Origin of the sequence: Microvirga makkahensis (assembly GCF_009830105.1) — a bacterium.
Lineage (GTDB): Bacteria > Pseudomonadota > Alphaproteobacteria > Rhizobiales > Beijerinckiaceae > Microvirga > Microvirga makkahensis.
The window spans coordinates 1-20,914 of the sequence record NZ_WURB01000044.1 but is presented as its reverse complement, the minus strand read 5'-3'; the positions used below and the strand labels follow the sequence as shown (position 1 = coordinate 20,914).

Sequence of the window (20,914 nt, the reverse complement as noted above, 5' to 3'; positions counted from 1 at the left end):
CTTGCCCTCGGAGTCGAGCCCCGACAGGGTGTAGGCGTCGGTGTGGCACACGCCGGTCGCCATCACCTCCACCAGAACCTCGCCCGCCTTCGGGCCCTCCAGGCGGATCGTCTCAATCGTCAAAGGCTGGCCCGCCTCCCACGCAACTGCCGCACGCGTTTCCATGTTCATTCTCCCCACGTGATTCGGTTCGGGAGTATGTGAACCGCGTTAACGGAAGGTCAATGAACGGCGGTTTCCATCCTGGGGTTTCCAGAAAAGCCTGCCGGTCATATGTGTTCCTTCGACAATCGAAGGATCCGCCCGTGCCCAATGTTCGCGCCGCCATCATCCCCGTCACGCCCTTCCAGCAGAACTGCACGTTATTGTGGTGCGAGAAGACCAGGAAGGCGGCAGTGATCGATCCCGGCGGCGACCTGGAGCGTATCCGCGACGCCATCAGCCAAAGCGGCGTCACCGTGGAGAAGATCCTTCTCACCCATGGCCATATCGATCATGCGGCGGGCGCAGCGGAGCTGCGCGACGAGCTCGGGGTGCTGATCGAAGGCCCTCACCAAGCCGACGACTTCCTGCTCCAGCACCTCGCCGCGCAGGGACAGGCCTACGGCATTCCCGCGCGCGCCGTCGCGCCGGACCGGTGGCTCGACGAGGGCGACACGGTAACCGTCGGAGAACTGACCCTCGACGTCCTGCATTGTCCGGGCCATTCGCCCGGCAGCGTGGTGCTGGTCTCGAAAGACGAGCGCTTCGCCATCGTAGGCGACGTGCTGTTCCAGGGCTCCGTGGGCCGGGTGGATCTTCCCGGCGGCGACGGCAAGGCCCTCATCCGCTCGATCAGAGACAAGCTCCTGCCGCTCGGCGACGACATCGCCTTCATTTGCGGCCATGGTCCCATGAGTACCATCGGCCAGGAGCGGCAGACCAATCCCTTCCTCCAGGGCAAAGAACTTCTCTGAAAACGATGACGGCCCGGGATCGCTCCCGGGCCGCTTCTTATTGCCCCTACGGCTTTTGCTTTGTTTATTCCGCCGCCTGGATCGCCACGGCGCCTTTCAGGCCCATGCGCTCCGCGACGCCGAGGCCATAGGCCTTGTCGGCGAGGTAGAAGTGCACGATCTGGCGCTTCACGATTTCCTCCGGCACGCCCTGCATCGCTTCGGCGATGTTGTCCATGAGCCGGTTCTGCTCGTCCGGCGTCATGAGGCGGAAGAGGTCGCCCGGCTGCTTGTAGTCGTCGTTGCCGGCGCGGTGATCATAGCGGTCGGCGTCACCCGAAATCTTGAGCGGCGGCTCTGCGGCGCGGGCGGTCTGCACCGGACCGTTGAAGGAGTTCGGCTCGTAATAGGCATCGCCCCGGTTCGGGATGTCGAACAGCATCGAGCCGTCCGCATGGTAGTGATGGACCGGGCAGCGCGGACGGTTGACCGGCAACGCCTCGTAATGGGTGCCGACGCGATAGCGGTGCGCATCCGCATAGGCGAAGATGCGGCCCTGCAGCATCTTGTCGGGCGAGAAGCCGATGCCCGGCACGATGTTCGACGGCGAGAACGAGGATTGCTCGACTTCAGCAAAGTAATGCTTCGGGTTGCGGTTAAGCTCGAGCACGCCGACTTCAATCAGCGGATATTCCGCGTGCGGCCATACCTTGGTGAGGTCGAACGGATTGTAGGAGGTCTTCTCCGCATCCGTCTCCGGCATGATCTGCACGCAGAACTTCCAGCGCGGGAAGTCGCCGCCCTCGATCGCTTCGTAGAGATCGCGCTGGGCGCTTTCGCGGTCCTTGCCGATTACCGCCTCGGCCTCGCGATTGGTCCAGTTCTTGATGCCCTGCATGGACTTGAAGTGGAACTTCACCCAGAAGCGCTCGCCCTCCTCGTTGATGAAGGAGTAGGTGTGCGAGCCGAAGCCGTGCATGAAGCGGTAGCCCTGCGGCAGGCCGCGATCCGAGAACAGGATCGTCACCTGGTGCAGGCTCTCGGGGCTGAGCGACCAGAAATCCCACATGGCGGTGGGCGAGCGCAGGTTCGTCGAGGGGTGACGCTTCTGGGTGCGGATGAAGTCGGGGAACTTCAGCGGATCGCGGATGAAGAACACGGGCGTGTTGTTGCCCACGATGTCCCAGTTGCCCTCTTCCGTATAGACCTTCAGCGAGAAGCCGCGGACATCGCGCTCGGCATCGGCCGCGCCGCGCTCGCCGGCGACGGTGGAGAAGCGCAGGAACACTTCCGTCTGCTTGCCGATTTCCGAGAAGACCTTCGCCTTGGAGTACTTGGTGATGTCGCTGGTAATGGTCAGCGTGCCGTAGGCGGCCGAACCCTTGGCGTGCACCACGCGCTCCGGAATGCGCTCGCGGTTCTGGTGCGCCAGCTTTTCGATGAGCTGATAGTCCTGGAGCAGCAGCGGGCCGCGCTCGCCGGCGGACAGGCTGTTCTGGTTGTCGGCAATCGGCGCGCCGGCCGTGGTGGTCAGAGTCGTTGTCTTCGTCATGGTCATCCCCATAGTGCGGCTGCACCATGACGGCGAACCTTTATCAGGTCCAATTGTTTTGCTTGTCAAAGTCGATCAGATATTCTTATCAGCATCATGGTCACACTCCGTCAGTTACGATATTTCGAGGCACTCGCGCGCGTGCGGCATTTCGGCATGGCGGCCGATCGATGCTCCGTGACGCAACCGGCGCTGTCCATGCAGGTCAAGGAGCTGGAGCGGGAACTCGGCGTAGAGCTCGTGGAGCGGCGCGGCAATTCTGTCGTGCTGACCCTGGTGGGGCGGGAGATCGCCCAGCGGGCCGAATCGATCCTGGGCCAGGTGCGCGAATTGTCGGAATTCGCCCGCCAGCACCAGGGCGTGCTCTCCAGCCCCGTGCGCCTGGGAATGATCCCCTCCGTCGCGCCTTACCTCCTGCCCGCGATCCTGACGGATGTGGAGCAGCTCTATCCCACGCTCGACCTGCAGATCCGCGAGACGCAGACCGACATGCTGGTGGACGAACTCCTGCGGGGCGAGCTCGACGCGGTGCTGATCGCCTTGCCTGCGCCGAGCGCCCAACTTGAGGGGATGCCGCTCTTCGACGACCGATTCCTCATCGCCGTGCAGGCTCAGGTGGCGGCGCAATGGAATGCTGAGGATCTGCACGAGCGCATCGGGCGGGAGCGCCTGCTCCTGCTGGAAGAGGGACACTGCCTGCGCGATCAGGCCCTTCATTTCTGCCATATCGCCAACATGCAGGCGCGAAAGGCGCTGGGAGCGGCGTCGCTCACCACCATCATGCAGATGGTGGCGGCAGGCCACGGCATCACGCTCCTGCCGGAGCTGTGCGTGGCCGCGGAGGTCGACCGCCAGCGCGTCGCGCTCATTCCGTTCCCGGACGATCCACCCATGCGCACGCTCGGCCTCGTCTGGCGGAGGACCTCGGGGCGTAAGAAGGATTTCACCGCCCTCGGCAACCTCATCAGGCAGGTGCGGCAGGCTCAGACGGCCTGAGCGAAAGGCTCCCCGGCGCGAGCCGGGGAGCCTCTCATCGGTGAACTGCCGGTCTCAGCAGCCCGTGAGCCTCGTGCGTTCTACCTCGAGGCCGAAGAGCGGGCGCACCCGGGTGCCGATCACGTTCCCGGCAAAGGCCGCGACGAGCCAGACCCAGCCATGCAGGCTGCCCGAGGCGATTCCGGAGAAATAGGCGCCGATGTTGCACCCATAGGCGAGACGGGCGCCATAGCCGAGAAGCAGCCCACCGGCGATGGCCGCGACGGCCGAGCGCAGCGGGATCTTCCATACCGGGGCGAAGCGTCCGGCAAGCGCGGCCGCGAGCAGGGCGCCGAGAATGATGCCGAAATTCATCACCGTGGTGATGTCGTTGAAGATGCTGCCGGTGAGTTCGGCCTGGCGGGCGGGCGAGGACCAATAGGGCCAGCTCGCCACATCGAAACCAATGGCGGCCGCGATCTTTGAGCCCCAGAGTGCAAAGGCGGAGGTCACGCCCCAGGGACGGCCGGCGAGATAGAGCGTCACGAAATTCAGGAGCGCCAGCGCCACCGCACCGGCTACGATGGGCCAGGGGCCGCGCAGGAAGCGGGCGAGGCCCTGACGCGGCGAGGGCGCCGCCTGGATCAGCCCGCCGTGACGGCGCTTCTCGAACACCACCGTGACGGCGGCGATGAGGGCGAAGACCGCAAGCTGCACGACGAGCGCCGGCCAGGGTCCCCACAGCTCCACGATCGAGATTTTGGGCAGGCTCGGGAGGGCCGTCCACCAATGCAGATGCGCCGCACCGACGGCGGAACCGGCGATGAAGCCCGCGAGCGTGATCAGCATGCGCGTGGAGCCGCCGCCCACCGTATAGAGCGTGCCGGAGGCGCAGCCGCCGCCGAGTTGCATGCCGACGCCGAAAATGAAGGCGCCCACGACCACGCTGATACCCGCCGGCGAGACGTTGCCGGAGACCGGCTGGCCGAGGAGAGTGCCGGAGGCTAGGACCGGAAAGAACAGGATGGAGGCGATCGCGAGCATCACCATCTGCGCGCGCAGGCCCTCGCCGCGCCGGTCCGCGATGAACACGCGCCAGGAGGAGGTGAAGCCGAAGGCGGCATGGTAGAGCACGAGGCCGAGCGCTGCGCCGAGGACGTAGAGCGCGGCCTGCCTGGGGTTGATGGCGGCCCCGAGGAGAGCCGCGCCGCCGATGATGCCGGCTGCGGCCGCCAGCGAGGCGGGGGCGTTGAGGGTCGAGCTCGCACGGTTTCCGACGGAAAGAGGCGAAGCCACGGCGGAGCTGGACATGGACGGTTCCTTGCTGCGTCAATGGAGGGTGGATCAGATGATCCGCGAAGTGAACATGTGGTTCGTTTTAAAGAACGTCAATACTTGTATTATGCGATATATTATCGATATTGAAATGTGAAATAAGGGAGGATTGCGTCTTTTCGCCCTTCGCCCGATGCTCCGCCGCCAACCTCAAGGAACGATCGCAACCATGGCCATCAAATCCGACGTCCCCTCCGCCATCGGCAACACGCCGCTGATCAAGCTACGCCGCGCCTCGGAACTCACCGGCTGCACGATCCTCGGCAAGGCCGAGTTCATGAATCCCGGCCAATCCGTGAAGGATCGGGCGGCTCTCTTCATCATCAAGGACGCGGTGAGACGCGGGGCGCTGAAACCCGGCGGGGTGATCGTGGAGGGAACGGCGGGCAATACCGGTATCGGCCTCGCGCTCGTGGCCAACGCCTTGGGTTTCAGGACGGTGATCGTGATCCCCGAGACCCAGAGCCAGGAAAAGAAGGACATGCTGCGGCTCGCGGGGGCGGAGCTGATCGAAGTGCCGGCGGTGCCCTACGCGAATCCCAACAATTACGTGAAGGTATCGGGCCGGCTGGCGGAGCGTCTCGCCGCATCCGAGCCCAATGGCGCGATCTGGGCGAACCAGTTCGACAACGTAGCCAACCGGCAGGCGCATATCGAAACCACGGGTCCGGAGATCTGGGACCAGACGGGAGGCGAGATCGACGGCTTCGTCAGCGCGGTCGGTACGGGTGGAACGCTGGCAGGCGTCGGCATTGCATTGAAAGAGCGCAACCCGAAAATTGCGATCGCACTCGCCGATCCCATGGGATCCGCGATCGCGAACTGGGTCGACACGGGCGAGCTCAAGGCGACAGGGTCGTCGATCACCGAAGGCATCGGGCAAGGACGGGTGACGAAGAACCTGGAAGGCGCGCCCATCGACGTGGCGTTCCAGATCCCCGACGAGGAGGCGCTGCCCGTCGTCTTCGATCTTCTGGAGCACGAAGGGCTGTGCGTCGGCGGCTCGTCCGGCATCAATGTCGCGGGGGCGATCCGGCTCGCGCGCCGGCTCGGCCCCGGGCACACGATCGTAACCGTGCTCTGCGATTACGGCACGCGCTATCAGTCGAAGCTGTTCAACCCGGCCTTCCTGCGGGGGAAGGATCTGCCGGTGCCCGCGTGGCTGGAGCGCGAGAGCACGATCGATCCGGGCCTCGTGTAAAGAATGAAAAGAAATGTCGCGCCTGAGCGATCAGGCGCGACATGCCGGAGAACGCGTCGCTTTAGGCGGCGGACGACGTGCTGGTCTCCGTCGTATCGCTCTCTTCCGGACGCGCCTGGTGGGCGCGGGAGAGATTGACCGGCGGGCGTGCGGCCTGAACTGATCCGTTCTTCGGAACCGTCGTGAAGTTCTGAAGGTCCGCCTGGATGCTCTCGAGGAGATCGATCATCCACAGCTCGCTTGCGTCGATCTTGTCGCGCAGCGCGGATTTCGCGATGTCGACTTTCGCCGAGATCTCCATCGGGTTGCGGGATTGCAACGTGCTGAAATCCTGCTCGACGGTGGCGAGCTCGACCAGAAGCTCATCGCGAAGCGCCCGCTGATCCTCTGTGGCGATCAGGGGCGAGTTCAGCATGCCGCGCAAGGCGGCCCAGCGCAGGCCGAGAGCGCTCACCGTCTGGGTGCTGCTGAGTTCTGCAAGTTTCTGTGTTTCAGCCACGAGATCATCCTCTAAATATTTGGGATTCGAACCGTGACAGAAAGCGGGATTGTTGTGGCGTGAATCGGGCAGGTTGGAAGAAAAGCGACGAAGCGCGCGAAAACTTCGCGGGCCTCAACGAATGAAGAAATACAGTGTCAATGCGGCGCCCACTGCGATCACCAGCCACCGGATCACGTTTGCCGGCAGGCGGCGTCCGAACACGACGCCGAGATAGCCGCCGATCACGGAGGCCGCGCCTACGACGAGCGTTTCGGGCCAGCTCACGAGCCCCGCTGCAATGAACAGCACGACGGCGACGAGCTGGATGAGCGTGGAGCAGAGATGTTTCGCCGAGTTGATGAGGTGAAAATCGTCGCCTTCGGTGATGGCGAGCGCTGCCAGCATCACGATGCCCATTCCTGCGCCGAAGAATCCGCCATAGACGGCGACGAGCGTCTGGAAGGCGAGACCTGCCGCCCAGGCGCGGGTGGAGGGATGCCTGCCCTCGCTCTTTCCAATACGGCGGGCGAGTGCCACGATGCGCGGGCTGGCGGCGAAGAGCAGCGTGGCGAACAGCAGCAGCCACGGCACGAGCAGGCGGAAGGCCTCGTTGTTCGTAACGGTGAGGATATAGGCGCCGCCCAGGCCGCCGATCAGGCTCACCACGCCCAGAGCCGCGAAGCGCCGGGCATTGGCGGCCAGCTCACGCCGATAGGCCCAGGCGCTCGACAGATTGGCGGGCGTCACCGCCACCGCGCTCGTGGCATTGGCCACCACCGGGGGAAGACCCGCCGCGACGAGGGCCGAGAACGTGAAGAAGGTGCCGCCGCCTGCAATGGCGTTGACGAGACCTGCCGCAAGGCCCGAAGCGGCAAGAAGCGCCGCAGTGGTGAGTTCCATGATCCGATCTGTCTGCTGGAAGGAGGGGGAAGAGCACGAGAGGCGCAGATAGCACGCTCACGCTTCCAGAGCCCATAGGGCGAACGTCTAGGAGGCCGAAAACGGCGAAAAGGCGCCGCGTGAGGACGAAAAGCCTTCGCTTTCCTGTGGATCGTAGCTTAAGCGTCCATTGCTCTCACGTCCCTGAAGGCGGATTTTAGAACGCATGTCGAACGTCATTCCCCTTGCTCCTCGCCTGAAGCAGGCCAGGTCCTCCGCTACCGAGGCGGAGGAGCGGGCGGCTCTGGCTGCGGATCTCATCGATCTGATCGAGCGCGTGCGGGACGTGACGGAACATGTGGCCACCCTGTCCGGTCCCTCTCTGTCGATCCAGCAGACCGCCCAGCAGCTTCTCGATGCCGGCACCGCCCTGGAGCGAGCCGTCGAGACGCTGACCGAGAACGGTGAGTGGGTGCCGTTCTAAAATCCTCGTCTAGAATCCTCTTCGGACCGGAGGAATTCAGCGCGAAACCTCATTTCAGGGCCTGCAGTCGCTCCGAGGCCTGAGTCATCCCAAGCGCCTGGGCTTGCGCGTAGAACTGCCGGGCCTTGTCCACATCCCCTCGAAGACCCAGCACCCCGAGCCTGGAGAGGACATGCGGATCGAAGGTTTCGGCCAGCAGGAAGGCTGCCCTGGCGTTGCCGTTCTTCACAGACCGCTCGAGCAGGAGACGGGCGCCGCTGATGTCGCCCTTTTGCAGGAGCTCGTCCGCGCGAGCCGTAAGCCGGTCGTCCGGATTGTTCGCCAGTGGGGGCGGGCCGGCCTTGGGCTGCACGGCTGGTGGCAGGTCCATCTGGGCAGGCACCGCAGCGGACACGATGGCTTCGGGCCGGGGAAGAGCGTTCTCAGGGGGCTGCGCGATTTCCACCAGGGCAGGCCTGTCCTCCCGGGGAGGGAGGCTGGATTCGGCTGGCGCAGGAACAGGAGCTGCCGGAGCGGCGGCATCCTTCTCTTGCAGAAGGCTGAAAGCCTCGGCTTCCAGCGGCACGGATTCGGAAACCAGCGGAATCGACCTCTGCGCGTTGGCCTCCCGAAGGGAGTGCAGCGCCTCGGTCGCGTCGGCGAGCTTCTGCGCGAGGCCGTCGCCTCTCGCGCTGGCCTGTGATACGGCTTCTTCCAATTCGGCGATTCGCGCCGCCGCCGCTGCCTTTCCGTCCTTGATCTCGTTGTCCTTGGCGGCCAGCAGGCTGCGCATCTCCTCCCGCATGCCGGCGAGCTGGCGCTCGGCGTTATCGCCCCGTGCGCGCTCGTGCTCCAGCAAGGATTCCAGGTTCGCGACATCCGTTGGCTTCGACGCGCCGTTCGGCTCCTTGGCGGCTTGCAGCGTCAGATAATCCGCCTGGAGATTCGCGAATTCACGCGCAATGGCCTCGCGCTGCTGCTGCTCCTGCCGCAGGGCGTTCTGCAGCTCGGACATCTTGAGGTGGGTGTCCGATGCGTCGGTCTCCAGACGGGTCGTGAGCGCGTTGTACTGCTCCATGAGATCGGTCAGCGTCTTCGTGACCATGCCGCTGTAGGCCTGCTCGTGATCCAAGGCTTCCTGCAATTGGGCGAGATTGGCCGTCTCCGCCGCGACGGGCGCACTGCATTCGCGAGAGACGCTCGCCGAAGAGGCGCTCGGCTCCCGAGGGCTCGGGAGATCGAGCTTCTGCAGGCTCGCGAGAAGGTTCGGATCATTCAGGCGATCGGCGAGGGCGATGGCGAGAGTTCCTGTCTCGATGGCTGCATTGATGCTGCTCTCCGCTCTCCGCAGGTCGCCGTTCCTGAGGGAGTCGAGAAGATCCGCCGCCAGGTGCTTCCGCTCCGAGGATGTGATGAGGAAGGAGAGCATCGCGGACAGGTCGTCCGCGGTTTCGGCCTTAACCGGGGCTTCCTGGCTCTCCGGCGCGTCGATGGGCCGGGCGGGAGGCGCCTCGGCGAAGGCGGGTCCCAGAAGAGAGAGGCCGATCAAGGAGGGCGCCAACCATCCGGCGGCGGGACGCGGAAACCTGGGTTGATGGCGCTGGTTCATGTCTGACCTCCTCAGCTGGCGGCAGAGGGCTCATTCGTGAGCCTTCCACATCGGCACTGCGGCAGCGTCGTCGCGCGTGGAATCAGTCTTGGCGGAGGGCCCGGCGGGAGGCTCTCTGGCGATCGTTGCGCCAAGCGAGAAAATCTTGGAAGAGGGCTTCGCGCTGCTCCGCCGAGACCGCTATGCCTCTGCTCTCCATGAAGCTTTCGAAAGTCTGCTCCTCGGGCGAGGGCTTGCCGGCGGTCGCCGCGCGGTCCAGCCAATCCTGCGCAGCCTTGATCCTCTCCCAGCCGGGAACGTCCGCGGCGAGATTGACCTCTTTCCATTTCGGATGGCGGCCCGGCTGGAGAAACTCGTCGAACCGAGAGAAGAACGCGTCCACGAAGCGCTTCACGCGGTTGTACCGGTCGGTGTTCTCCGGCCAGTTGTACACCGCGAGCAGGCTGCCGACCGCCAGGGTATCGACGGGCTTGTCCTGTGCGACGAGCTGGGGATAGTCCACCGTCTCGAAGCGGGCCGGGAAGTAGGATTCGGCGATCTCGCCCTCGAAGGGAATCGGGAGGAGATGAAATTGACCGTCGGTCTGGAACTCCGCGATAGCCCGGACGGGACGTCCGGCGACGTAGAGGGCGGCCTGGATCTCACCGGACTTGAGCTTCGCGTAGGATGCTGCCTGATCGAAGGTCGTCAGTTCGGGTTTGATCCCCAGCTTGTCGAAGATGAGGCGCGCGGTCAGGTTCGTGCCGCTTCCGGCCTTGTCGATATTGACCTTCTTGCCTTCGAGCTGACGGATATCCGTAATCTCGCGGCTCGCGATGATATGAACCTCCTCGTTGTAGAGGCGCGTGATGAAGCGCAGACGCCGGATCGCATCGTCCTGGAGGTTCTCCGCCTTCAGCTGCTCGCGCGCATCCATCTGCACGATGCCGATGTCGACGCCGCGCAGGAACATGATGTCCTTCAGGTTCTGCAGCGAGCCGCGCCCGATCATCGGCAATATGCGCAGGTCCTTGTTGTCGAGCACGTTCGCGAGATCGGCCGCGATCCGGATGTATGTGCCGTCGGCACCGCCCGAAACGACGCCCAGGGTGCCCTTGTTCGCACGGGATGCGTTGAAGCCCGGCATCGTCTGGGCCGGGGCGCAGACGATGCTCGAGAGGAGCCCCGCTGCGATGACGCCGGCCTGGATCGCCCGCCGGAGAGAAGGAGCACGCATCGCCACACGATCATGAACTCGACCCGCCATTCTCCGTCCTCCCTGGACTCGTCAATTGGTCGTTTATCGTTTCAATCGTTCTGCCTGACGAACGCGTATTGTGAAAATAGTCTTTATGTATCCGATGGCGGTAACGAAAGAATGGTCATCGTATGCTCATCATGAGCTCGGTCAATTGTATTTTCATATCGGATTAATACTCAAGAAGTGCTAGATGATAGCCACAAAGGAATATAACTTATCTTTATATTCCTTGCGTCGGCTCAATTTCTTAAAGCGTTCTTCCGTTACGTTCGTTGGGGAAGACCGGATATTGTCCGGGCGGCTACTGAAAATTTCTTATCGGAGCTCGACGCTTTTAACCGTCCATTAACCATGTGCGTTCGAAATCGGGGGGTATTAAAGGAATTTGAACTCCCGTGACCATCGCCGTTCGCCCCCGTCCCGCTCTTCGCTTTCGTGGCAGGTCCTTCATGGCCCTGGTCCTCGCGCCTGAAGTGCCGCTGAGGGACTGGCTCGAGGATCTCGACGCCGTGTCGGAGCGCTCGCCCGGATTTTTCTCCGGGCGGCCGATCATCGCCGACGTGTCCAGCCTCAAGCCTTCCAAATCGGAGCTGAAGTTTCTCCTGGCCGCCTTCAAGATGCGCAACATCCGCATCATCGGCCTCGAAGGTGCCGCGCCTGAGAATGTCGAGCCCGACATGCCGCCGCAGATCGCAGGCGGCAAGCCCGCGGGTGAGATCGACGTACCGGGCGCGGCCGATTCTGCCGATGCGGCAGTCTCCGCCGTCTCCGCGTTCGCTCAGCAGCCTTCCGCCGAGAAGTCGCTGATGATCGAAGGCTCCGTGCGTTCCGGCCAGTCGATCCTTCACCCGGAGGGCGACGTGACGGTTCTCGGTTCCGTCGCTTCGGGCGCGGAGATCGTGGCTGGAGGCTCCATCCACATTTACGGCGCGCTGCGCGGGCGGGCGATCGCCGGCTGCACGGGCAACGGCCGCGCACGCATCTTTTGCAGAAAGTTCGAGGCCGAGCTGATCGCGATCGACGGCCTCTACAAGACCGCCGACGACCTCGGCACGAAGTTCCACGGTCAACCCGTCCAGGTGAATCTGGATGGCGATTCGATCATCCTGCAAACCCTGGATTGATAGAGAGAAAGAGAGACGACAATGGCCAAAGTCTTGGTCGTAACATCCGGCAAAGGTGGCGTTGGCAAGACAACGTCCTCGGCAGCTCTGGGCGCGGCGCTGGCGCATGGCGGCGACAAGGTCGTTGTCATCGACTTCGACGTCGGCCTGCGCAATCTCGATCTCGTCATGGGCGCCGAGCGCCGCGTGGTGTTCGATCTCATCAACGTGGTGCAGGGCGATGCGAAGCTCTCCCAGGCCCTGATCCGCGACAAGCGCCTCGAGAACCTCTCCCTGCTTCCCGCCTCGCAGACCCGGGACAAGGACGCGCTGACCGAAGAGGGAGTGGCCCGCGTGCTCAACGACCTGCGCGAGAGGTTTGACTGGATCATCTGCGACAGCCCGGCCGGCATCGAGCGCGGTGCGACCATGGCCATGCGCCATGCCGATGTGGCTGTGGTGGTCACCAATCCGGAAGTCTCTTCCGTGCGAGATTCCGATCGCATCATCGGCCTCCTCGACTCGAAGACCGAGAAGGCGGAGAAGGGCGACCGCATCGAGAAGCACCTGCTCCTCACCCGCTACGATCCGGCCCGCGCCGAGCGCGGCGAGATGCTGAAGGTCGACGACGTGCTGGAGATTCTCTCCATTCCGCTCATCGGCATCATTCCTGAGAGCGAGGAAGTGCTGCGCGCATCGAACATGGGCTCGCCCGTGACTCTCAACAATCCGTCGAGCGCACCGGGCCGCGCCTATTTCGACGCCGCGCGCCGCTTGAAGGGTGAGACCGTCGAGCTCACGATCCCGAGCGACAAGAAGAGCCTGCTCGGCAAATTGTTCGGACGGAGGGCCGCATGAGCCTCATGAGTTTCTTCAACCGCCGCACGTCGGCGCCTGTGGCGCGAGAGCGCCTGCAGATCCTGCTGGCGCACGAGCGCGGCGTCCTCGGCGGCAAGCCCGACTTGGTCGCGCAACTGCGTGAGGAGATTCTCGCCGTCGTTCGCCGCCACGTGATGGTCGAGCATCAGAATGTCCAGGTGAAGATGAACCGCGACGCGGACATCTCGACGCTGGAGATCGAGGTCGAGATTCCGGGGCCTACTCCGGTCGGCGCCCGCTGACCCGGTCCGGATCATTCGGACGGCCCCCTGCCGCGCGGGGGGCCGTTTCAGTCATGGCTGTTTGCTCCACACGCCGATCTTCGCCTCCCGCGCGTGATCCGCTGCGGCTTTGAGTTCCGGCGTGGCCTCGGAGGTGGGTTGCCCGCCGCCGTTGTAGAGGATGACCCGGGACAGATCCTGTTCGCCGACACGGCAACGATAGGTGTCGTTGCCGCCTGCCGGCTCGCAGGTCACCTCGCGGCCCTGAAGATAAGTGGTCAGGTCTTCCGGCTTGCCTGCGCCCGGCGCCCATTCCACGCCGAAGAGGCGGACTACCTCGCCGTTCAGGGACAGAGTTGCGGTATCGATCACATCGGGCACGCCGCGCAGGGTGCGCTCGGTCGAGGAGCGGGTTGCTGGCCTCTGCGCGGCGGCAACCTGGCCGGATGCCAGAGAGCCCGTTGCCGTGGGGTCGCCGGAGGCCTGTGTGATGTCATCGGTGCGCAGAAGAAGGAACGCTCCGGTGGCCAGCAGCACCGCGAGAGCGGCGATGGCACCAAGGGCGAAGCCCGGGCGGCGGGACACGGGCCTCTCCTGAAGCTGGTCGAAGAAGGCCTGAGCGCGCTCCCTGGAGGCGGCGATGGAGTTCGTCAATTCCTGCCGAACGCCCGCCGCCCCGGATCCGTTGAGAGTACGGGACATCCTCTTGGACCAGCCGTGGAAGCGAATCTGGCCTTTGTGCCAATGCATGAGTGCTTTCCTGCCCGGCGACGGGGCTGGGCTGCTCTCCGGCTCCGCTTCGCCGGGGTCGAGCTTCAGCCAATCCCGCTCCGGAGCCTGCGGCCCTGGCGAGGGAGCGTGATGCATTGGTGCCCCGACGGTCGCGTCTGCGAGCGGCTTTGGCGGGGGAGGGGACTTGAAGAGAACCGGATGGAGCGTGCGCAGCTCCGCGATGAGGTCGTGCAGGGTGAACGGAACCTGCCGCCCGTTCTTCTCGGTCATGCGGGGCTGCCCGGCGGGATCGATCACGGTGAGCTTCAGCTCGCCGTCGGCATTGGATGGGCGCAGGGACGATTCGATGATGAGTTCCAGGGCCCGGCGCGCATCGTCCGTGGGGTTGAGCTTTTCGACTTCGGCATGGATCAGCGCGCGCATCCGTTCTCTCAGCTGCACGGCGTTGCCGATCGGCGTGTTGCGGAGCTTCTCAGACGTCTCGCGATGAGAGGTGACGTCACTCATTCGAGGTTTCCTCCAGAGCAAGGGTGCGCTTGCGGGTCTGCTTGAGCAACGTGCTGTGCTCGGCGACGATCACAGGCTTCTCCCCGATGAATTCCACGATGAGTCGAAGGGCTCCCGATCCTTCCGAGATGCGGCGGCGCTTCGGATTGACGGCCGTATAGTCGAAGACCATATGCACGGTGCAGACGGTACCGTCGGGCTTGCACTCGGCTCCGATGCTATTGGGACGTGGGCGATATTCGCGTTCGGGCCAGCGGCGGACGAAACGCCGCTTCTCCTTGTGCAGCTGTTCCCGGCTGACGGTGCGGCCGTGAAAGAGGACACGAAGCGCGTAAAGCTCGGCCGTGGCGTCGAGTGCGACATCGTTCCGCGCCGACCATGAGGTCAGGTAATCGATCGCGAAATCTTTCGCCACTTCGCTACGCGACAGGCGACGCTCGTTCTGTGATGGCGGTTGTTGCGGCTCGGCCGCCTTCTTGCGCGTTTCAGGGGCGGCGGGTTGTGAAGGTTGCGATGCGGCCTGCGGGGGCTGCGTCGTCCGGTGCGCCTCGGGTGCCGGCGAGACGGGATGCGGCTCGGGCGGCTGCGATGGTTGCGCGGACGGAGCGGCGGGCGTCGACTGCGGAGCGGCGTCGTTCGCCGGTGGGTCGACCCAGGGTCTTGCCTCCTGGGCAAGGGCCGTCGAGCAGATCCCCGCGCTCAGGACCGCAAGAACGGAAAGGGTCGATGTCAGCAACCGGTGCGCTTGCATGGAATGTTCCGAACAGCTTTCTCTGCTTGAAAAAGATGACCGGGGAAAAGCGGGCTGGACGGTTCCGAGTTCCATCGAAGCCCGCTTTGAAGGGCTTGATCAAAGCTCCGCAACGGTGACCGGAGCGACGCCTTTCAGGCCGATGGCCTCGGCCGAGGCGCGGGAGAGATCGATAACGCGACCATGCGCATAGGGGCCGCGGTCGTTGATGCGCACCACCACCGATTTTCCAGTCCGCTTGTTCACGACGCGCACCCGGGTGCCGAAGGGAAGAGTGCGGTGCGCGGCCGTCATGGCATTGGTGTTGAAGGTCTCACCGCTTGCGGTCTTCCGCCCGTGGAATCCAGGGCCGTACCATGATGCGCGGCCGTTCTGAACGACTTTTCCGGATGTCTTCTCCGGGTGGGCCTGCGCCATCGAGGCGGGCATGACAACGATAGCCGAAAGAATAAGACCTGCCAGTTTAAGTGTTACCTTACCTTGATCCACAATGCATTCCCTTGTTGTTGTAGAGGGCGTGCAAGATGAAGACTAATAAGGCGACAATGAGACCTTCATTGTTGCTGAACGCGGCAGTTTATAATCCGGATGCTCAATGAATGTTCATGTGTATTGAAAAATATTATAACGGTTTGTAGGTTATAGCCTGGGCCCGCGCGGAATGACGACGAGCGGGAACAGGAGGGCTTGTCCCGATCAGAAGCATTCATCGAAAGCATGGCGCCGGTGTGGTCTTTGCACTTCCCATGGACCCGAAACGAATCTTTAGTCGTGTCTTCAACGACCTCCAGGCCCGCAGCGTCCGTATGCGGGCCACTTTTTTGAGCCGTACATGACCATCGCCTCCGAGACCGCTGAAAAAAGCGAGGATTCACCCACCGTCTCCAACCAGCCTTCTCACGGGCCTGCCCAGTCTCCGGTACGGGGCATTCTGCTTCTCGTGGCATCCACCGTCTTCTTCTCCCTGTGCGATGTGATCACCAAGCATCTGACCGCCACCCTGCCCGCGGTCGAGATCGCCTGGATCCGCTACTTCACCTTCACCTGCATCGTCGTGCCCGTGATCATGCTCACGGGAGGCGGAGGATTGTTTCGTGCGAAGCGCCCGGGCCTTCAGGCGCTGAGAAGTTTCGGCATAATCGGCTCGACCCTGTTCTTCACGCAGGGCTTGCGATATCTGCCGGTGGCGGAATCGACGGCGATCTACTTCATCTCTCCGATCTTGATCATGGCCCTGTCGATCGTTTTCCTGGGCGAGACGGTCGGCTGGCGGCGCTGGATCGCGGCCCTTGTCGGCCTTGCCGGCGTGCTTGTCGTCATCCGCCCCGGCACGGATGCCTTTCAGCCGGCGGCCCTCCTGCCGTTGCTGGGCGCCACGAGCTGGGCCGCCAGCGCCGTGGTGACGCGCAGGATGAGCGGCAGCGATCATCCTCTGACGACGCTAGTCTATTCGGCTGTCCTGGGCTGCCTTGTCCTGAGCGTCCTGCTGCCCTTCAACTGGGTGACGCCGATCGGGAGCGAAATCGAGCTTGCCACTCTCATGGGCCTGTTCTTCGCCATGGGGCAATGGCTGGTCGTCCTGGCATACCGCTACGGTAATGCATCCGCGATCGCGCCGTTCTCCTATGTGCAGCTGATCTGGGCGGGAACGCTCGGCTACCTGGTGTTCGGCGCTCTCCCGGACGGCTGGACCATCGTGGGCGCGGGCATCATCGCAGCGAGCGGGCTCTATACCGCCTATCGGGAGCGTGTCCGCATGATGCAGGCGCGGAGGAGCCTGAGCGATCAGGCTCCCGATTGCACGACGCGCAACCGCGGGCGCACGGCGCGGCTGTAGAAGGTGAGTTCCACGCAATCCTCGACAGAGGCGCCTTCGATCAGGCGGTAGCCGAACTGCTCCGCCACCGCACGCACCTGGCCCAGATTGGCCTTCGAGATGCGGCGGCTGAACTGCGCGATGTCCTGGCTCATGAAAGCGGCCAGCATGCCGACTTCGACGCCCTGGTCGAAATCGATGCTGCGTGCCGGGAAACGAAGCCGCAATCCCTCGGCAAGATGGATGTGATGCATGTGGTCCCGCTCACTTCACGACGTTTCGGAAGGGTTATGGCCCACAACATCCTACCGCTTGTTTAAAGCCCTTCGGTTCCGATCGCCCTGTGGACGGGGCTGAAAGCTCGCCTGGATCCGAAAGCCCCTCAGGGCATTTATTCTTCCGCAGGCTTCGCGGTTGCCTGCGACAGAAAGGTGAGGGACGTGACATGAAGTTTAAGGCGCTGGGTGTCGTGATCGTGGCGGGTCTGCTGGGGCAGGGGGCCCAGGCCGCCGACATGGCGCAGATGACGGTGACCCGAACCACCCGCGTGACCCGCGTCGCGCCGGTCGTCCCGGAGCGTGCCATCGCCCGTCTGGCCGAGCAGGGCCTGGGCTATTCCGTCCTGCATGAGGGCATCGGCGTGCCGCAGCGGGGTTACCGGGTGCATGTCACCTGCACCGTCACGGAGACATTCGCGCAGACATATTGCCCGACTCCGGCTTACGAAGCCCATTGCCCGAGCGCCGCCATCGTCTGCCGTTAGGTGCCGCGGTCCTTCGGCAGCCCGGGACAGAGGTGAAGGGCGGCGCTTTGGCGCTTACCTTCCGTGCCGCGGCATAATAAGAACACGGCTCGTTCAGCGTGGACCGAGCAGCTTTGCAAGACATCACATCGACCGGCATCTATGGGACGCCTCCGGCAGAACTGGCCGAAGCGCCGGCGGGCAGCATTCAGTTTTCTCCCCTGATCCCGGGCTCCCGGAGGCTGGAGGATCAGGCGGAAGGCTCTCTGACGGATATGGTGGTGCTCGCTCCGCCCGGCACGGTGGAGCGGCGCTACACCGCCGCTCTGGCGCTGAGGGCGCTCGCTCCCGGGGGCGCGCTCACCATTCTCGCGCCCAAGGACAAGGGCGGATCGCGGCTCGCCAAGGAGCTGAAGGCCTTCGGCTGTGAGGTCGGCGAAATCTCCCGCCGTCACTATCGCATCTGTTCCTGCACGAGGCCGGCCGAGCTCGCGGGCATCGAGGAGGCTCTTGCCGTGGGCGCCCCACGCTTCGACGATCGCTTGGGTTCATGGACGCAGCCCGGCGTGTTCAGCTGGAACCGCCTGGATCCCGGCAGCGACCTGCTCGGTCGGAACCTGCCGGCCTTGAGCGGCAGGGGCGCCGATTTCGGGTGCGGCATCGGAATCCTGTCCCGCATCATTCTCTCCTCGCCGAAGGTCTCGCATCTGGCGATGCTGGATATCGACCGCAGGGCGACGGAGATGGCCGCGCGCAATGTGGAGGATGCGCGGGCGGAAATTCGCTGGGCCGATCTGCGCTCGGGCGTGCGCGTCGCGGGTCTCGATTTCGTGGTGACGAACCCGCCGTTCCACGACGGCGGGGCCGAGGATCAGAATCTGGGCCAGAGCTTCATCCGCAGGGCGGCCGAATCCTTGCGCTCAGGCGGCGTGCTCTGGCTCGTGGCCAACCGCCATCTGCCTTACGAAGGCGTTCTGAAGCCCCTGTTCAAACGCGTGACGCTCAAAGCGGAGGCTTCAGGCTACAAGGTTTACGAGGCCCAGAAATGAGCAGGATCGCCACGCTTCGCCTCGACAGGCTGCTCGCCAATATGGGCTACGGCTCGCGCCGTGAGGTGCAGCAGCTCGTCCATGCCGGCCATGTCATGCTCGACGGAGAGACGATCGCGCATGCCGACGAGCGCATCGCCATCACCCGCGATCTCCCGGAGCGCATGCTTGTTCGCGGCAAGCCCCTCGATCCGCCGCCGGGCGTCGCGCTGATGGTTCACAAGCCTTTGGGGGTCACGTGCTCCCACAAGGAGGCGGGCCCCCTGGTCTATGGTCTGCTGCCCGAGCGCTGGCGGCGCCGCGACCCGGCGATCTCCACCATCGGCCGCCTCGACAAGGAAACCTCCGGCCTCTTGCTCATGACCGACGACGGCAACCTGCTGCACCGGGTCATCTCCCCCCGCGCTCGTATTCCGAAGCGCTACCACGTGACCCTCGACCGCCCCTTGCGTGGCGACGAGGTCGAGATCTTCGCCGCCGGCACCCTGATGCTGGACGGCGAGGACAGGCCGCTTCTGCCCGCGCATATGGAGGCGCTGTCCGAACGAAGCGCCCATCTGACGCTGACCGAGGGCCGTTACCATCAGGTTCGGCGGATGTTCGCCGCTCTGGGCAATCACGTGACGGCCCTTCATCGCGACAGGATCGGGGATCTCGCCCTGCCTGCGGATCTGGAGCCCGGCCATTACAGGATTCTGAGCGAGGCCGATCTCGCGTCGATCTTCCCGCTCGCGAAGGGGGCGTAGGCGGCGGGATCTCGCGCCCTTTGGCCCGAGCCCTCCAGCCCATCGCCGCAAGGCACCCGTAGCTCAGCTGGATGGAGGGCTGCTGTCCGAAGGCGGGAAGATTTTCCGACCTCAGGGGCGTATCCGAATTCGCTGCCTTGTCTGCGGCATGGGTCTAGTTCCGCGGCACATCAACGCGCATTGAAAGTGCTGGCTGTGGTGAAGCTCAGCCGTCTGTGTTGATTCCCGCCTTTATCCGCCGCAATCCATCTGCAGTCAGCGGATCAACCCGCAGGATCGGGTGCCCTCCTACGGAGAAGCGCCGGGAAAATACAAGGCGAACATAGCCGCCATCCTGAAGAGGCAGGAAGTATAGCCCATCTGTCTCCTCATTGAGGAAGCAGCGTAGTCCTATGTAGAAGCTCTCTTCATAGCCCTTGACCGCTTGACGGATCGCCGGGTGAACCACAAGTGTTATGTTCTTGCTTTCGCAAACCTCTTCGACGGTTTTGAAACTCAACACTGCCGAACCTCACTTCTTAGGGCCAAGCGGCCTATACAGGTTCAACGTTGCTTCCAAGGATCAGGTCCGTCCGGGATCGGTCTTCTGCGGAATGATGAGCTTGCAGTTCTCAATCCTCTAGGCTATCACTTCGCGTTAGCACTCTCATGCGTCGAGTGCTAATCGTGCTGCTCGGCGCAGACGAGTGCCTCTCATTCAATGTCGAGGAGGCTCACCCATGAAGTTCCGTCCGCTGCACGACCGCGTTGTCGTCCGCCGCATCGAGGCCGAAGAGAAGACGGCCGGCGGCATCATTATCCCGGACACGGCCAAGGAAAAGCCGCAGGAGGGCGAAGTCGTCGCCGTCGGCCCGGGCGCCCGCGATGAGAACGGCAAGGTCGCTGCTCTCGACGTGAAGGCCGGCGACCGCGTGCTGTTCGGCAAGTGGTCCGGCACCGAGGTGCGGATCGACGGTCAGGACCTCCTGATCATGAAGGAATCCGACATCATGGGCGTGATGGAGCAGTCTGCCGAAGCGCAGAAGGCTGCCTAAATCAGCCAAGCCCCGAACAGATAAGAACCAACAGGAGTTCAGCCCATGGCTGCCAAAGACGTTAAGTTTTCTTCCGACGCCCGCGATCGCATGCTGCGCGGCGTCGACATCCTTGCCAACGCGGTAAAGGTGACTCTCGGCCCGAAGGGCCGCAACGTGGTGATCGAGAAGAGCTTCGGCGCGCCCCGCATCACCAAGGACGGCGTCACCGTCGCCAAGGAGATCGAGCTCTCCGACAAGTTCGAGAACATGGGCGCCCAGATGGTGCGCGAAGTGGCCTCGAAGACCAACGACATCGCCGGTGACGGCACCACCACCGCGACCGTGCTCGCCCAGGCCATCGTGCGCGAGGGCGCCAAGGCCGTGGCCGCCGGCATGAACCCCATGGACCTCAAGCGCGGTGTCGATCTTGCCGTTGCCGAGGCCATCAAGGACATCCAGTCCCGCGCCAAGAAGATCCAATCCTCGGATGAGGTGGCCCAGGTCGGCACGATCTCGGCCAACGGCGATGCCGAAGTCGGCCGCATGCTGGCCGAGGCCATGCAGAAGGTCGGCAACGAGGGCGTGATCACCGTCGAGGAAGCCAAGACCGCCGAGACCGAACTCGACGTGGTCGAGGGCATGCAGTTCGACCGCGGCTATCTCTCGCCCTACTTCATCACCA

At 63.9% G+C, this 20,914-nt stretch carries 24 protein-coding genes and 1 pseudogene; 13 read left to right on the top strand and 12 right to left on the bottom strand.

The genetic code is table 11. From position 1 onward, the window contains the following. Positions 1-165 (bottom strand): annotated as a pseudogene (locus GR328_RS25420) (S-(hydroxymethyl)glutathione dehydrogenase); the annotation flags it as partial. 140 nt (positions 166-305) lie between these two features. On the opposite strand from GR328_RS25420, the gene GR328_RS25415 reads away from it, so the two are divergent. Beyond that, entirely contained in the window at positions 306-956 is a 651-nt protein-coding gene (locus GR328_RS25415) for an MBL fold metallo-hydrolase (RefSeq protein WP_343039489.1), read from the top strand. Positions 957-1,020: 64 nt separating this feature from the next. Here GR328_RS25415 and GR328_RS25410 read toward each other — a convergent pair whose 3' ends face one another. After that, positions 1,021-2,487 (bottom strand): catalase, encoded by a 1,467-nt coding sequence (locus GR328_RS25410; RefSeq protein ID WP_160888447.1) that lies wholly within the window; start codon positions 2,485-2,487, stop codon positions 1,021-1,023. Between the two features lie 96 nt (positions 2,488-2,583). Here GR328_RS25410 and GR328_RS25405 point away from each other — a divergent pair, with 96 nt between their 5' ends. Continuing rightward, the gene (locus GR328_RS25405) at positions 2,584-3,483 is read left to right on the top strand and encodes a LysR substrate-binding domain-containing protein (protein ID WP_160888446.1); all 900 of its coding nucleotides are present in this window, start codon (positions 2,584-2,586) and stop codon (positions 3,481-3,483) included. A gap of 54 nt (positions 3,484-3,537) precedes the next feature. Here GR328_RS25405 and GR328_RS25400 read toward each other — a convergent pair whose 3' ends face one another. Beyond that, on the bottom strand, positions 3,538-4,773 hold the full coding sequence (locus GR328_RS25400; RefSeq protein ID WP_205790306.1) for a YeeE/YedE family protein: 1,236 nt from the start codon (positions 4,771-4,773) through the stop codon (positions 3,538-3,540). 193 nt (positions 4,774-4,966) lie between these two features. Here GR328_RS25400 and GR328_RS25395 point away from each other — a divergent pair, with 193 nt between their 5' ends. Next, positions 4,967-5,998, top strand: coding sequence for a cysteine synthase A (locus GR328_RS25395; RefSeq protein ID WP_160888445.1), 1,032 nt, complete (start codon positions 4,967-4,969; stop codon positions 5,996-5,998). 61 nt (positions 5,999-6,059) lie between these two features. Here GR328_RS25395 and GR328_RS25390 read toward each other — a convergent pair whose 3' ends face one another. Together GR328_RS25390 and GR328_RS25385 are read right to left on the bottom strand one after the other, a co-directional pair. Then, a complete protein-coding gene (locus GR328_RS25390) occupies positions 6,060-6,497 on the bottom strand; it encodes a hypothetical protein (protein WP_160888444.1) in 438 nt (145 codons plus the stop codon). Positions 6,498-6,611: 114 nt separating this feature from the next. Then, positions 6,612-7,379: a sulfite exporter TauE/SafE family protein gene (locus tag GR328_RS25385; RefSeq protein WP_160888443.1), complete on the bottom strand. Its 768-nt coding sequence runs from the start codon at positions 7,377-7,379 to the stop codon at positions 6,612-6,614. Between the two features lie 205 nt (positions 7,380-7,584). Here GR328_RS25385 and GR328_RS25380 point away from each other — a divergent pair, with 205 nt between their 5' ends. Then, complete coding sequence (locus GR328_RS25380; RefSeq protein WP_160888442.1) at positions 7,585-7,842, top strand: hypothetical protein; 258 nt, start codon at positions 7,585-7,587, stop codon at positions 7,840-7,842. Positions 7,843-7,891: 49 nt separating this feature from the next. Here the strand turns inward: GR328_RS25380 and GR328_RS25375 are convergent, their stop codons facing one another. Together GR328_RS25375 and GR328_RS25370 are read right to left on the bottom strand one after the other, a co-directional pair. Then, on the bottom strand, positions 7,892-9,430 hold the full coding sequence (locus GR328_RS25375; RefSeq protein WP_160888441.1) for a hypothetical protein: 1,539 nt from the start codon (positions 9,428-9,430) through the stop codon (positions 7,892-7,894). Positions 9,431-9,512: 82 nt separating this feature from the next. Then, positions 9,513-10,646 (bottom strand): TAXI family TRAP transporter solute-binding subunit, encoded by a 1,134-nt coding sequence (locus GR328_RS25370; protein WP_160888440.1) that lies wholly within the window; start codon positions 10,644-10,646, stop codon positions 9,513-9,515. A gap of 419 nt (positions 10,647-11,065) precedes the next feature. Between GR328_RS25370 and minC the strand changes: the two genes are divergently transcribed. Genes minC through minE form a run of 3 tightly spaced genes read left to right on the top strand, consistent with a single transcriptional unit; the run spans position 11,066 to position 12,894 of the window. After that, positions 11,066-11,794 (top strand): septum site-determining protein MinC, encoded by a 729-nt coding sequence (gene minC / locus GR328_RS25365; protein ID WP_425487079.1) that lies wholly within the window; start codon positions 11,066-11,068, stop codon positions 11,792-11,794. 21 nt (positions 11,795-11,815) lie between these two features. Further along, a complete protein-coding gene (minD, locus tag GR328_RS25360; protein WP_160888439.1) occupies positions 11,816-12,631 on the top strand; it encodes a septum site-determining protein MinD in 816 nt (271 codons plus the stop codon). Further along, on the top strand, positions 12,628-12,894 hold the full coding sequence (gene minE, locus GR328_RS25355) for a cell division topological specificity factor MinE (RefSeq protein ID WP_160888438.1): 267 nt from the start codon (positions 12,628-12,630) through the stop codon (positions 12,892-12,894). Before minD ends, minE begins: the two co-directional genes overlap by 4 nt. 51 nt (positions 12,895-12,945) lie before the next feature. Here the strand turns inward: minE and GR328_RS25350 are convergent, their stop codons facing one another. The 3 genes from GR328_RS25350 to GR328_RS25340 form a co-directional block, all read right to left on the bottom strand. Next, positions 12,946-14,112: a thermonuclease family protein gene (locus GR328_RS25350; protein WP_160888437.1), complete on the bottom strand. Its 1,167-nt coding sequence runs from the start codon at positions 14,110-14,112 to the stop codon at positions 12,946-12,948. After that, the gene (locus GR328_RS25345; RefSeq protein WP_160888436.1) at positions 14,105-14,863 is read right to left on the bottom strand and encodes a hypothetical protein; all 759 of its coding nucleotides are present in this window, start codon (positions 14,861-14,863) and stop codon (positions 14,105-14,107) included. Before GR328_RS25345 ends, GR328_RS25350 begins: the two co-directional genes overlap by 8 nt. A gap of 99 nt (positions 14,864-14,962) precedes the next feature. Next, complete coding sequence (locus GR328_RS25340; RefSeq protein WP_160888449.1) at positions 14,963-15,292, bottom strand: septal ring lytic transglycosylase RlpA family protein; 330 nt, start codon at positions 15,290-15,292, stop codon at positions 14,963-14,965. 403 nt (positions 15,293-15,695) lie between these two features. On the opposite strand from GR328_RS25340, the gene GR328_RS25335 reads away from it, so the two are divergent. Continuing rightward, entirely contained in the window at positions 15,696-16,700 is a 1,005-nt protein-coding gene (locus GR328_RS25335; protein WP_160888435.1) for a DMT family transporter, read from the top strand. On the opposite strand, the gene GR328_RS25330 is transcribed toward GR328_RS25335, so the two are convergent. Beyond that, positions 16,649-16,933: a hypothetical protein gene (locus GR328_RS25330; RefSeq protein WP_160888434.1), complete on the bottom strand. Its 285-nt coding sequence runs from the start codon at positions 16,931-16,933 to the stop codon at positions 16,649-16,651. The two genes, GR328_RS25335 and GR328_RS25330, sit on opposite strands and share 52 nt — an antisense overlap. Before the next feature lie 191 nt (positions 16,934-17,124). Between GR328_RS25330 and GR328_RS25325 the strand changes: the two genes are divergently transcribed. From GR328_RS25325 to GR328_RS25315, 3 genes are all read left to right on the top strand, one after another. Continuing rightward, positions 17,125-17,442 carry a hypothetical protein gene (locus GR328_RS25325; RefSeq protein ID WP_160888433.1) on the top strand — a complete coding sequence of 106 codons (318 nt, stop codon included), beginning with the start codon at positions 17,125-17,127 and terminating at the stop codon, positions 17,440-17,442. Between the two features lie 113 nt (positions 17,443-17,555). Beyond that, complete coding sequence (locus GR328_RS25320) at positions 17,556-18,470, top strand: class I SAM-dependent methyltransferase (protein ID WP_160888432.1); 915 nt, start codon at positions 17,556-17,558, stop codon at positions 18,468-18,470. Then, positions 18,467-19,216 carry a pseudouridine synthase gene (locus GR328_RS25315; protein WP_160888431.1) on the top strand — a complete coding sequence of 250 codons (750 nt, stop codon included), beginning with the start codon at positions 18,467-18,469 and terminating at the stop codon, positions 19,214-19,216. The genes GR328_RS25320 and GR328_RS25315 overlap by 4 nt, the downstream gene beginning before the upstream one ends. 205 nt (positions 19,217-19,421) lie before the next feature. Here the strand turns inward: GR328_RS25315 and GR328_RS25310 are convergent, their stop codons facing one another. Beyond that, positions 19,422-19,718 carry a hypothetical protein gene (locus tag GR328_RS25310; RefSeq protein WP_160888430.1) on the bottom strand — a complete coding sequence of 99 codons (297 nt, stop codon included), beginning with the start codon at positions 19,716-19,718 and terminating at the stop codon, positions 19,422-19,424. Positions 19,719-19,935: 217 nt separating this feature from the next. Here GR328_RS25310 and groES point away from each other — a divergent pair, with 217 nt between their 5' ends. After that, positions 19,936-20,250, top strand: a complete 315-nt coding sequence (gene groES / locus GR328_RS25305) for a co-chaperone GroES (protein ID WP_160888429.1) — start codon at positions 19,936-19,938, stop codon at positions 20,248-20,250. 45 nt (positions 20,251-20,295) lie between these two features. Beyond that, a partial coding sequence (locus GR328_RS25300; RefSeq protein WP_281352128.1) for a TCP-1/cpn60 chaperonin family protein occupies positions 20,296-20,914 on the top strand: 619 nt, incomplete at its 3' end.

Coding starts and splice junctions, on each gene's coding strand:
- GR328_RS25335 (WP_160888435.1), top strand. CDS start 15,696: ATGACCATCGCCTCCGAGACCGCTGAAAAAAGCGAGGATTCACCCACC.
- GR328_RS25370 (WP_160888440.1), bottom strand. CDS start 10,646: ATGCGTGCTCCTTCTCTCCGGCGGGCGATCCAGGCCGGCGTCATCGCA.
- GR328_RS25385 (WP_160888443.1), bottom strand. CDS start 7,379: ATGGAACTCACCACTGCGGCGCTTCTTGCCGCTTCGGGCCTTGCGGCA.
- groES (WP_160888429.1), top strand. CDS start 19,936: ATGAAGTTCCGTCCGCTGCACGACCGCGTTGTCGTCCGCCGCATCGAG.
- GR328_RS25400 (WP_205790306.1), bottom strand. CDS start 4,773: ATGTCCAGCTCCGCCGTGGCTTCGCCTCTTTCCGTCGGAAACCGTGCG.
- minD (WP_160888439.1), top strand. CDS start 11,816: ATGGCCAAAGTCTTGGTCGTAACATCCGGCAAAGGTGGCGTTGGCAAG.
- GR328_RS25380 (WP_160888442.1), top strand. CDS start 7,585: ATGTCGAACGTCATTCCCCTTGCTCCTCGCCTGAAGCAGGCCAGGTCC.
- GR328_RS25325 (WP_160888433.1), top strand. CDS start 17,125: ATGAAGTTTAAGGCGCTGGGTGTCGTGATCGTGGCGGGTCTGCTGGGG.
- GR328_RS25340 (WP_160888449.1), bottom strand. CDS start 15,292: ATGCCCGCCTCGATGGCGCAGGCCCACCCGGAGAAGACATCCGGAAAA.
- GR328_RS25350 (WP_160888437.1), bottom strand. CDS start 14,112: ATGAGTGACGTCACCTCTCATCGCGAGACGTCTGAGAAGCTCCGCAAC.
- minE (WP_160888438.1), top strand. CDS start 12,628: ATGAGCCTCATGAGTTTCTTCAACCGCCGCACGTCGGCGCCTGTGGCG.
- GR328_RS25315 (WP_160888431.1), top strand. CDS start 18,467: ATGAGCAGGATCGCCACGCTTCGCCTCGACAGGCTGCTCGCCAATATG.
- GR328_RS25405 (WP_160888446.1), top strand. CDS start 2,584: ATGGTCACACTCCGTCAGTTACGATATTTCGAGGCACTCGCGCGCGTG.
- GR328_RS25410 (WP_160888447.1), bottom strand. CDS start 2,487: ATGACGAAGACAACGACTCTGACCACCACGGCCGGCGCGCCGATTGCC.
- GR328_RS25330 (WP_160888434.1), bottom strand. CDS start 16,933: ATGCATCACATCCATCTTGCCGAGGGATTGCGGCTTCGTTTCCCGGCA.
- GR328_RS25395 (WP_160888445.1), top strand. CDS start 4,967: ATGGCCATCAAATCCGACGTCCCCTCCGCCATCGGCAACACGCCGCTG.
- GR328_RS25345 (WP_160888436.1), bottom strand. CDS start 14,863: ATGCAAGCGCACCGGTTGCTGACATCGACCCTTTCCGTTCTTGCGGTC.
- GR328_RS25375 (WP_160888441.1), bottom strand. CDS start 9,430: ATGAACCAGCGCCATCAACCCAGGTTTCCGCGTCCCGCCGCCGGATGG.